The 10,366-nt window shown below is 73.2% G+C and carries 9 protein-coding genes; 7 read left to right on the top strand and 2 right to left on the bottom strand.

What is annotated here, in order from left to right; all coding sequences use genetic code 11:
* The 6 genes from E4P40_RS14945 to E4P40_RS14920 form a co-directional block, all read left to right on the top strand.
* A partial coding sequence (locus E4P40_RS14945; RefSeq protein ID WP_135159342.1) for a WYL domain-containing protein occupies positions 1-595 on the top strand: 595 nt, incomplete at its 5' end.
* A gap of 10 nt (positions 596-605) precedes the next feature.
* Positions 606-1,403, top strand: coding sequence for an SDR family oxidoreductase (locus E4P40_RS14940; RefSeq protein WP_135159341.1), 798 nt, complete (start codon positions 606-608; stop codon positions 1,401-1,403).
* Between the two features lie 122 nt (positions 1,404-1,525).
* The gene (locus E4P40_RS14935; protein WP_167762247.1) at positions 1,526-2,557 is read left to right on the top strand and encodes a BMP family protein; all 1,032 of its coding nucleotides are present in this window, start codon (positions 1,526-1,528) and stop codon (positions 2,555-2,557) included.
* Complete coding sequence (locus E4P40_RS14930) at positions 2,554-4,176, top strand: ABC transporter ATP-binding protein (protein ID WP_135159339.1); 1,623 nt, start codon at positions 2,554-2,556, stop codon at positions 4,174-4,176. The genes E4P40_RS14935 and E4P40_RS14930 overlap by 4 nt, the downstream gene beginning before the upstream one ends.
* Entirely contained in the window at positions 4,173-5,258 is a 1,086-nt protein-coding gene (locus E4P40_RS14925; protein WP_209305341.1) for an ABC transporter permease, read from the top strand. Before E4P40_RS14930 ends, E4P40_RS14925 begins: the two co-directional genes overlap by 4 nt.
* Positions 5,255-6,184: an ABC transporter permease gene (locus tag E4P40_RS14920; protein ID WP_135159338.1), complete on the top strand. Its 930-nt coding sequence runs from the start codon at positions 5,255-5,257 to the stop codon at positions 6,182-6,184. The genes E4P40_RS14925 and E4P40_RS14920 overlap by 4 nt, the downstream gene beginning before the upstream one ends.
* A gap of 3 nt (positions 6,185-6,187) precedes the next feature.
* Here E4P40_RS14920 and E4P40_RS14915 read toward each other — a convergent pair whose 3' ends face one another.
* Entirely contained in the window at positions 6,188-7,117 is a 930-nt protein-coding gene (locus E4P40_RS14915; RefSeq protein ID WP_167762246.1) for a sensor domain-containing diguanylate cyclase, read from the bottom strand.
* An 80-nt stretch (positions 7,118-7,197) separates the two neighbouring features.
* Positions 7,198-8,163 (bottom strand): trypsin-like peptidase domain-containing protein, encoded by a 966-nt coding sequence (locus E4P40_RS14910; RefSeq protein ID WP_135159336.1) that lies wholly within the window; start codon positions 8,161-8,163, stop codon positions 7,198-7,200.
* 103 nt (positions 8,164-8,266) lie between these two features.
* On the opposite strand from E4P40_RS14910, the gene E4P40_RS14905 reads away from it, so the two are divergent.
* Positions 8,267-10,264: an alpha-amylase family protein gene (locus E4P40_RS14905; protein ID WP_135159335.1), complete on the top strand. Its 1,998-nt coding sequence runs from the start codon at positions 8,267-8,269 to the stop codon at positions 10,262-10,264.
* Positions 10,265-10,366: the final 102 nt, after the last annotated feature.

Below are 10,366 nucleotides of genomic sequence, written 5' to 3'. Positions count from 1 at the left end.
GGTCACCGTCTCCGCGACCTGGCGCGGCGAGGCGAGCGTCGATCCGCACGACCTCACCGTCGTCGCCCAGGCCTGCCGCGACACCGAGCGGCTGCGGTTCGTCTACACCGCGGCGAACGGGGACCGCACCGAGCGGCTCGTGGAGCCGTTCCGGCTGGTCGCCCTCGGCCGGCGCTGGTACCTCGTGGCCCACGACGTCGACCGGGGCGACTGGCGCAGCTTCCGCCTCGACCGGCTGACCGGCCCGAGCAGTACCGGCGCGCGCTTCGCGCCCCGCCCGCTGCCGGCCGCCGACGCCGAGGCGTTCGTCCGGGCCGGGATCGCCACGCGGATCCCGGCGCACGACGTCGAGGTGCTGGTGCAGGCACCGGCGGACGACGTGCGGCGGCGGATCGGCCAGTGGGCGACGGTCGAGGAGCTCGGACCGGGGCGCTGCCGGGTCCGGATGGAGCCCGACGACCTGAGCTGGCCCGCACTGGCGCTGGGCATGGTCGGTGCGGAGTTCAGCGTGGTCTCGCCGACCGAGTTGGGCGACCTCCTGGCCGAGTGGGGCGCGCGGTTCGCCCGGGCTGCGGACATCGCCCGTCCTGCCTAGCGTCGGGCCCATGGGTTCTCGCGTCGCGATCGTCACCGGGTCGGAGTCGGGCATCGGCCGGGCGATCGCCGTCGCGCTCGCCGAGCAGGGCTGCGACGTCGGCATCACCTGGTTCCGCGACGAGGCGGCCGGCCACGCGACCGCCGAGGAGGTCCGGGCTCTGGGCCGGCGCGCGGAGGTCCGGCACCTCGACCTGACCCGACTCCCCGATGCCGCCGACGTGGTCGACGAGCTCGCCGCCCTCCTCGGCGGGGTCGACGTCCTGGTGAACGACGCCGGCACGGGGCACTCGACCCCGTTGCTCGAGCTCGACCTGGGCACCTGGCGGGAGGTGCTGGCCACCGATCTCGACGGCGCGTTCCTGTGTCTGCAGCGGGCCGCCCGGCGCATGGTCGCCGCCGGGCGGGGTGGGCGGATCGTCAACATCACCAGCGTCCACGAGCACCAGCCGCGGGTCGGGGCCGCGGCCTACTGCGCCGCCAAGGGCGGGCTGGGGCTGCTGACGAAGGTGGCCGCGCTCGAGCTGGCCGAGCACGGCATCACCGTCAACGCCGTGGCGCCGGGGGAGATCGCCACCGCGATGACCGGCCAGGAGGACGAGGACCCGACGGCGCCGGGGCACCGCCGACCCGGGATTCCGCTCGGCCGGCCGGGCGACGCCCGCGAGGTGGCCGCCGTCGTCGCACTCCTCGCCGCACCGGAGGCCGGCTACGTCACCGGCGCGTCCTGGGCGGTGGACGGCGGCATGCTCCAGATGGGCCCGATGGCCGGCTCGCACCTGGAGGCCGACGACTGGCGCCGCGGCTGAACCGAACGGCCGGCGGTCGGTCTCGATTGCGTTGCGGTTAGAGCGCGTGACTCTGGACACACCTTAGCGCTTAAGTAAAAGTGGACGGACCCACCGAGCCCAACCAGAGGATGGTCCCGTCCATGCGATCCGCCCGACTCACCGCGAGCGCTCTGGCCACTGCGATGCTGATGTTCGTCGCCGCGTGCGGCGACGACGGCGGCGGCGGCGCCGCCGACGGCGGGAACGAGGGCGGGTCCGGCGGCGGCGACGCCCCCCGTATCGCAGCGGTCTTCTCCGGCACGACGACGGACGCCGACTACACCTTCCTCGGCCTGGAGGCGCTCCAGGCGGCGGAGCAGGAGCACGGCGCGGAGACCACGTACTCCGAGAGCGTCCAGGTACCCGACGCCGAGCGCGTCCTGCGCGAGTACGTGGCCGACGGGTACACGGTCATCTGGACCCACGGCAGCCAGTTCTACGACGCCACGGTCGCCGTGGCCGAGGAGGCGCCCGACGTGGTGTTCATCGCCGAGCAGGACACCGAGCCGGCCGACGTGCCCGACAACGTCTGGGTCCTGGACCGCAACTTCCACCTGGCGTTCTACCCGCTCGGCGTGCTTGCCGCGGCTGCGTCGCAGACCGGGAACATCGCCTACCTCGGCGGCGTGACGCTGCCCTTCTCCTACTCCGAGGTGCACGCGGTGGAGCAGGCGCTGGCCGACAGTGGGTCCGACGCCACGTTCACGCCCGTGTGGACCGGCGACTTCAACGACCCCACCAAGGCCCAGCAGTTCGCCAGCCAGCTGCTCGCCGACGGCAACGACGTCGTCCTCACCTCTCTCAACCTCGGTGCGGTCGGCGCCTTCGAGGCCGTCGGCGACGCCGGCCCGGGCGTCCTGATGACCGCCAAGTACACCGACAAGTCCAACCTGTCGGCGGACCACTACCTGACGTCGGTCCTCTACGACTTCTCGGTGATGCTCGACGACATCCTCACCGGGATCGAGGACGGCGAGACCGGCGGTTACCTCGGGATGTCCTACGAGCAGGGCATCTCGCTGCAGACGCCCCAGAACGTCGATCAGGCCGTGATCGACGAGGTCGAGCAGATCGTCGAGCAGCTGGCTGCCGGCGAGATCGAGGTCGAGCGCGACGTCACGCCCGTCGAGTGAGCAGCGCACACGGCACCGGGTCGGCGCGGAGCTCCGCGCCCGCGTCGGCCCGGCCGCTCACGATGACCGGCGTCACCAAGTCCTTCGGTCCGGTGCGGGCACTGGTCGACGCGGACTTCGAGCTGGCCGCCGGTGAGGTGCACGGGCTGGTCGGCGGCAACGGGGCAGGCAAGACCACGCTGATGAACGTCCTGTACGGCCTCTACCGCCCGGACGCCGGTGAGATCGAGGTCGACGGTCGCGAGGTGCACATCCGCTCACCGCGGGACGCCATCGAGCACGGGATCGGGATGGTGCACCAGCACCTGCTCCAGGTGTCGACGTACTCGGTGGTCGAGAACGTCGTGCTGGGCACCGGTGGGTCCTCCGGGGGACTGCGCAACGCCGCCCGGCGGATCACCGAGCTCTCCGAGCGGTTCGGACTGGCTGTGGACCCCCGCGCGCGGACCGACCGGCTCTCGGTCGGTGCCCGGCAACGGGTGGAGATCCTGAAGGTGCTCTACCGGGGCGCCCGCATCCTCATCCTCGACGAGCCGACCACCAACCTCACGCCCCAGGAGGTGGACGACCTCTTCGCCTCGCTGCGCGGCATCGTCGCCGAAGGGACGAGCGTCGTCTTCATCTCCCACAAGGTGCGCGAGGTGCTCGCGATCTGCGACCGGATCTCGGTGATGCGGGACGGCCGCCGGCTGACCACCGTGCGCCGCTCCGACACCGACGCCACCGGCCTGGCGTCGCTGATGGTGGGGGAGCTGGCCACCGAGCAGTCGTCCGACGTCACCGCCGCCCTCGGTCTCGCAGCCGTCGGCGCGGTCGCGCCGGAGGAGCCCGCTGCGGCCCAGGAGCCCACGGCCGCTCGCGAGGCACGGCTGACCGTCTCGGGTCTGGTGGTGCCCAACGACCAGGGGGTCGATGCCGTGCGCGGGATCGACCTGACGGTCCGGTCCGGCGAGGTGCTCGGTGTCGCCGGCGTGGCCGGGAACGGGCAGGTCGAACTGGCCGAGGCGCTCGCCGGGGTGCGGGAGACCAGGGCCGGCGCCGTGCTCGTCGACGGGACCGACCTGGCCGGCGCGCGCACGCGCAGCTGGTTGACCGCGGGCGTGGCCTACGTGCCCGAGGACCGGCACCGCGACGGCATCCTCGGCGCCGCCTCGTGCACCGACAACCTCCTCCTCGGCGCCCAGCGCAGTCCCGCCTACCGGCGCGCCGGACTCATCGACTGGCGGCGCGTCCGGGAACACGCCCGGGAGACGATCGACCGCTATTCGATCAAGACCCCTGGCCCCGAGGCGCCGGCGGGCAACCTGTCGGGCGGCAACATCCAACGGCTGATCCTGGCCCGGGCCTTCGGCCGGGAGCCCTCGGTCCTCGTCCTGCAGAACCCCACCCGCGGCCTGGACCTGCGGTCGACGCGGTTCGTCTACGACCGGGTGCAGGAGGCGCGGAACCGGGGATGCGCCGTCGTCCTGATCTCCGAGGACCTCGACGAGCTGAGCCTGCTCGCCGACCGGATGGTCGTCCTGTACTCCGGCGAAGTCGTCGGGGAACGCAGTCGCGGCGACTACGACGCGTACGAGCTCGGCCGGCTGATGGCCGGCGTCCGCGAGGAGGCCGCGTGACCGCCCCGATGCTCGCCGAGCCAGAGGTCGCCGCTCCGGCGCGCCCGAGCGTGGCGGCGCGCCTGGTCCGCCGGGTGCTGCCCTACGTCCTCGCGCTGGTCCTCGCCTTCGTCGTCGCGGGGATCGTGATCGCTGCGCTGGGCTACGACCCGGTCGAGGCGTACCGGACGATCTTCACCACGTCGTTCAAGACGAACTTCGGCTTCACCGAGACCCTGACGAAGTGGGTGCCGCTGACCCTGCTCGCTCTCGGCTTCACCATCCCGCTGGCCGTGGGCCGGTTCAACATCGGTGGTGAGGGTCAGCTGCTCGTCGGCGCCACGGCCGCCGCCGGGGTCGGCATCGTCTACGCGGACCTGCCGGCCGCCGTCCTGCTGCCGATGGTCATCGTCGCCGGGGTGCTCGCCGGCGTCGTCTGGGCGGGGATCGCGGCGCTGCTCATGGGCCGGTTCCACGTCAACGAGATCCTCAGCACGGTCCTGCTGAACTTCGTCTCGTTCCAGGTGCTCGACTACGCCGCGACAGAGGTGTGGACCGACCCGGCCGCCGGCGTGGCCGCGACGCGCGGGGTCGGCGAGGGCGCCGAGCTTCCGGTGATCGGCGGGCCGCCGGGGGTGCACGCCGGTCTGCTCCTCGCGGTACTCGTCTCGCTCGTGACGATCCTCGTGACCCGGCGGACGTCTGCCGGCTTCGAGCTGCGGGCGGCGGGCACCAACCCGCGCGCGGCAGCCATCAACGGCATCCGGGTCGAGCGCGTCGCGGTGATCGCGCTGATCGTCGGCGGTGCGCTCGGCGGCCTCGCCGGGGCTCTGGAGGTCAGCGGCGTGCACGGCCGCGCCATCGAGGGCATGCAGTCCAACTTCCTGCTGCTCGGCATCATCATCGGGCTCATCGCGCGGGGCAGTGCCCTGTGGGTGCCGGTGGTCGCCTTCGGGATCGCGATCCTGGAGGTCGGTGCCGGCTCGATGCAGCGGACCGTCGGTGTCCCCGTCGAGATGGTCCTGATCATCGAGGCGCTGATCCTCATCTTCCTGCTGCTCTCCGACGTGATCGCGGCGCGGCTGGCCCGGAGAGTGGCATGAACGAGTTCGCAGTGCTGGCCCAGCTCACCGTCGTCGCGATGGTGCCCTACCTGCTGGCCTCTCTCGGCACCATGCTCGGCGGGCTGGCCGGCGTCTTCAGCGTCTCGCAGGAAGGCGTGATGCTCCTCGGCGCCTCGGTCGGCTTCCTCATCAGCTATGGAACGGGCAGCACGGCGCTCGGCATCCTGCTGGCGGCCGGGGTCGGTGCGGTGTTCGGGTTCGCGCTCGGGTGGGCCACGACGGTGCTGCGCCTCGACCAGTTCGTGGTCGGGCTGGCGCTCTTCTTCGCCGCCACCGGACTGGCCGGACTGCTCTACCGGATCGTCATCGGGCAGACCGCGTCGACGCCCCTCGTCGACACACTGCCCCGGGTGGAGATCCCGCTGCTCAGCGACATCCCGCTGCTCGGTACGGCGCTCTTCTCGCACAACGTCCTGGTCTACCTGGCGGCCTTGGTGACGGTCGGTCTGTGGTTCTACCTCTACCGCACGCGGTCCGGCCTGAACCTGCGCTCGGTGGGCGAGAACCCCAAGGCGGCGGACAGCCTGGGGATCCCCGTCGCGCGCACCCGGCTGTGGACGACGACCGCAGGTGGGGCCCTCATGGGGGTCGCCGGTGCCTTCCTTCCCCTGGTCTACACCGGGACGTTCACCGAGGGCATCGTCGGTGGCCGCGGCTGGCTGGCGATCGCACTGACGTTCTTCGGCGGCTGGCGGCCGCAGTACATCGCCGCGGGAGCACTCTTCTTCGCCACGATGGACGTGGTCGCCCTGCGTGCGGAGGTCTCCGGGATCGACATCCCCAGCCAGGTGCTGCTGGTCATCCCGTACGTGGCGACCCTCGTGGTGATGGTCTTCGCGTTCCGCTGGGCGCGCGTGCCGGAGTTCCTCGGGCGCAACTACGACCGGGAGAGCCGGACCGGCTGACCGTCAGGCGGTGCGGCTCCGGCGCTTCTTCAGGTAGAGGTCGGCGTCGGCGCGGTCGAGGACCGTCCGCAGCGTGTCGCCCTCGCGGGCGGTCGCCACGCCGACGGTCCACGCGAAGTCGTGGGTGGCCTCCAGCTGCTCCAGGAACTCCCAGGCGCCGTGCGCGTCGGTCGCCGGGAGGCACAGCACGAACTCGTCACCGCCGTAGCGGCCCAGCAGGTCCGCGCGGCGCAGGCGCCGCGACCAGCCCGACGTGAGGTCGCGCAGCAGCGCGTCGCCGGCTCCGTGGCCGTCCCGGTCGTTGACCTCCTTGAACCGGTCGAGGTCGAGGAGCGCGAAGCTGAGCGGCTCGCCGGTGCGGGCCGCCCGGGCCAGGTTGCGCTCGGCCTCGGCTTCCCACGCGCGCCGGTTGGCGACGCCGGTGAGGGGATCGGTCGCGGCGGCGGTGCGCAGGCTGCGGGCCAGGCGGCCCTGCACCTCCGCGAGGGCCACGACCGAGACGACGCCGGTCAGCCACTGCAGGAACGGCACATCGGGCTCGGCCGCGAGCGCACCGGCCGTGCTGAGCCCGGCGAGCAGCACGACGTGCACCCGGGCCGCGGCCAGGGGGAAGAAGTGCGCGGCGAACAGGCCGAGCGAGATGAGGACCGGCCCGAGGCTGACGACCCCCACGGCGGTCACTGCGTTCCAGGCGAGCACGGCGATCAGCAGGCCGGCCAGGACGACGCCCGCATGCAGGGCCCACCACGGCAGGCGGCCGGCGAACATCCGGAGGGCAACGCCGCCGACCGTGCCGACGGTGCCGAGCACCCACAGCACCTCGACCGGCGAGTCCGGCCGCATGGGCCAGGCCGCGGCGACCAGGCACAGCACGCCGCTGACGGCGTAGAGCACCGCCAGCAGCACCGCCGCCGTCCGCCGCTCGGAATGCATGGTGTTCATCCTGCCTGGCAAACGACCGGTTCCGGCTTTGGTTGCCCCCTTTGGGGTTGGGTGTGGCGCAGAACGCTCCGTCAGCGGCCGGTGAGCTCCGTCGGCAGGGTGATGACGTCGACCATCGCGCCGCGGCGGAACACCGTCATCGGCAGCGGTTCCCCGATGGCCTCGGCGAAGAGCAGGCGCTGCAGGCTCTGGGCATCGGCGACCGGTCGCCGTCCCGCCTCGAGGACGAGGTCGCCGGGCTTGAGGCCGGCCCGGTCGGCCGGCGCCCCGGGGACGACGTCGACGATCCGCAGCCCGCGCCGCCGTCCGGTCCGCTCCGCCAGCGGCGCCGGGAGCGGGGCGGGCGTGCTGACCAGGCCGAGATAGGCGCGGCGCACCCGGCCGTCGGCGACCAGCGATCCGATGATCCGGCGGGTGGTGTCGTTGATGGGCACGGCCAGGCCCAGGCCCCAGCCCGCGACGGCGGTGTTGATCCCCACGACCCGCGAGGAGGAGTCGGCCAGCGCGCCGCCGCTGTTGCCGGGGTTGAGGGCGGCGTCGGTCTGGATGACGTCCTCGACGACGCGCGCCGTGCGGCCGTCGCGCGTGGGCAGCGACCGGCCGAGACCGCTGACCACCCCGGCGGTGACCGATCCGGTCAGCCCCAGCGGATTGCCGACGGCCACCACCAGCTGGCCGACGCGGAGGGACCCTGCGTCGCCGAGGGCCGCCGGGAGGGGAGTGGCGGTGCGCGCGCGCAGGACCGCGAGGTCGGAGAGCGGATCGGCGCCGACGACGTCGACGGTGGCCTCGCTGCCGTCGCTGAAGACCGCGACCCCCCGCGACGCCCGGGAGACGACGTGCGCGTTGGTCAGGAGGAGGCCGTCGCCGGTGACGACGACAGCCGAGCCGGCGCCGCCACGCCCGTCGGCGCCGGTCACCTGCACGGCGGCCACATGCGGCGTGAGGTCGGCGGCCACCGCGGTCACGATGCGGGAATAGGCGTCCAGTGCGGTCTCGACGGCGGGCTCGGTGCCGGGGTCCGGTGCCAGGCTCATGGCGGCCCTCCTGATTACTCGATTACAGCTACCAGTGAACGCCTGTCCGGGAGCCGGGGACACCTGTCATGCCGTGGGCGAACACCGCCTCGATACTGGGCCGATGGCAGAGGCGGACACGGTCACCTCGGCGGAGGCGGCTGCGCGCCGGGCGGCCGAGCAGGCATGGCGGGCGCTGCGCCCGCGGCTGTCCGAGGACGCGCTCGCCGCGCTCGGGCGGGACGAGGCCGACGCCTTCCTGACCCGCGCCGAGGTCGCCCTGGTCGACATCCACGAGCCGCTCGCGGTCCTGTACGGCGCGCGGGCGGACGTCGACGCCCTGTTCGAGCAGGCGCTGCGCCTCGTCCTCGACGCCGCGGTCGCGCGGCCCGCCGAGCTGCGCCGGCTCGACCGACGCCGGGAGATCGACCCGGCGTGGTTCCAGCGCACCCGGATGCAGGGCTACGTCTGCTACGTCGACCGGTTCTGCGGCACCCTGGCCGAGCTGCCGCACCGTCTGGACTACCTCGGCGAGCTCGGCACGACCTACCTGCACCTCATGCCGCTGCTCCAGCCGCGCCCGGGGGAGAACGACGGCGGCTACGCCGTCATGGACTACCGCGCGGTCGATCCTCGGCTGGGCACCATGGGCGACCTCGAGGCCGTCGCCGAGCAGCTGCACGCCCGCGGCATGAGCCTCTGCATCGACCTCGTGCTCAACCACACCGCCCGCGAGCACCGGTGGGCACAGGGCTGGCTCGCGGGCGACCCCGCGTACGCCGACTTCTACACGGTGTTCCCCGACCGGGAGATGCCCGACGCCTACGACGCCACCATCCCCGAGGTCTTCCCGGACCGGGCGCCGGGGTCGTTCAGTTGGGTGCCGGAGGCGTGCGGGGGTGCCGGCGGCTGGGTCTGGACGACGTTCTGGCCGTACCAGTGGGACCTCGACTACACGAACCCGGCCGTCACCCTGGCGATGCTGGGCGAGATCACCTGGCTGGCGAACCGCGGGGTCGACGTCTTCCGCATGGACGCCGTCCCGTTCATGTGGAAGCGCCTGGGCACCAGCTGCCAGAACCAGCCCGAGGGTCACACGCTGCTGCAGCTGATGCACGCCCTCACCCGGCTGGCCGCGCCGGGCGTCGTCTTCAAGGCCGAGGCGATCGTGTCGCCGGAGGACCTGGTGCCGTATCTCGGCGGCCACGGGCGGTACCGGCCGGAGTGCGAGCTGGCCTACCACAACCAGCTCATGGTGATGCTCTGGAGCAGCCTGGCCACCCAGGACGCGACTCTGGCCGCGCACGCGCTGGGCCGGATGCCGCAGATCCCGCCCGCAACGTCGTGGGTCACCTACGTGCGCGGGCACGACGACATCGGCTGGGCGGTGAGCGACGTGGACGCGGGCGCGACCGGCGTCAGCGGCTTCGGCCACCGGGGCTTCCTGAACGACTTCTACAGCGGGCGCTTCCCCGGCTCCTTCGCGCGGGGGGCCCTGTTCCAGGAGAACGAGGTCACCGGGGACGCCCGCATCTCGGGGTCGGCCGCCTCGCTCTGCGGCATCGAGGAGGCCCTCGAGCGCGGGGACGACGCCGCCCTGGAGCAGGGCATCCGCCGGCTGGTCCTGCTGTACTCGGTCGCCTACTCGTTCGGCGGCATCCCGCTGCTCTACATGGGGGACGAGCTGGCCCTGCGCAACGATCCCGGGTACCTCGCCGACCCGGCACGGGCACCGGACAACCGCTGGATGCACCGCCCGCCGATGGACTGGGCGGCAGCGGCGCGGCGGTCGGACCCCAACACCCTGGAGGGCCGGGTGTTCGGCCGGCTGCAGCGGCTGGGCGAGGTGCGGCGCGCGCTGCCGGCCCTCCGCGGCGGCGGCGAGTGCACCGTCCTGGACGTCGGCAACGACGCCGTCCTCGCCTGGCGCCGGCGCAACCCGCGCAGCGGCACCTTCGTGGGGCTGGCCAACGTCAGCCCGGCCGCGCAGACGGTCGACGCCGACACGGTCACCGGGTTCGGGAGCTTCGTGCCGGTGCTGTCCAGCGACGGTCCTCCGGAACTCCGCGCGGACCGGGTGCTCCTCCCCGGTCTCGGATTCGCCTGGTACGCCGAGCGCTGAACGCCGCGGGGTGCGGCGGGGGCGCGCAGTGCCTTACCGTCAGCTCGCGGCTGCCCGGTGCAGCCGACCCCGCGTCCGGGGCGGCCGGCGGCGCCCCAGCGG

It is taken from the genome of Blastococcus sp. CT_GayMR20 (assembly GCF_004570345.1).
This window is presented reverse-complemented; position numbering and strand designations above follow the sequence as displayed.

What these genes read in the sequence shown, in the direction of transcription:
- E4P40_RS14940 (WP_135159341.1), top strand. Translation starts at nt 606, where the DNA reads ATGGGTTCTCGCGTCGCGATCGTCACCGGGTCGGAGTCGGGCATCGGC.
- E4P40_RS14935 (WP_167762247.1), top strand. Translation starts at nt 1,526, where the DNA reads ATGCGATCCGCCCGACTCACCGCGAGCGCTCTGGCCACTGCGATGCTG.
- E4P40_RS14920 (WP_135159338.1), top strand. Translation starts at nt 5,255, where the DNA reads ATGAACGAGTTCGCAGTGCTGGCCCAGCTCACCGTCGTCGCGATGGTG.
- E4P40_RS14915 (WP_167762246.1), bottom strand. Translation starts at nt 7,117, where the DNA reads ATGCATTCCGAGCGGCGGACGGCGGCGGTGCTGCTGGCGGTGCTCTAC.
- E4P40_RS14910 (WP_135159336.1), bottom strand. Translation starts at nt 8,163, where the DNA reads ATGAGCCTGGCACCGGACCCCGGCACCGAGCCCGCCGTCGAGACCGCA.
- E4P40_RS14905 (WP_135159335.1), top strand. Translation starts at nt 8,267, where the DNA reads ATGGCAGAGGCGGACACGGTCACCTCGGCGGAGGCGGCTGCGCGCCGG.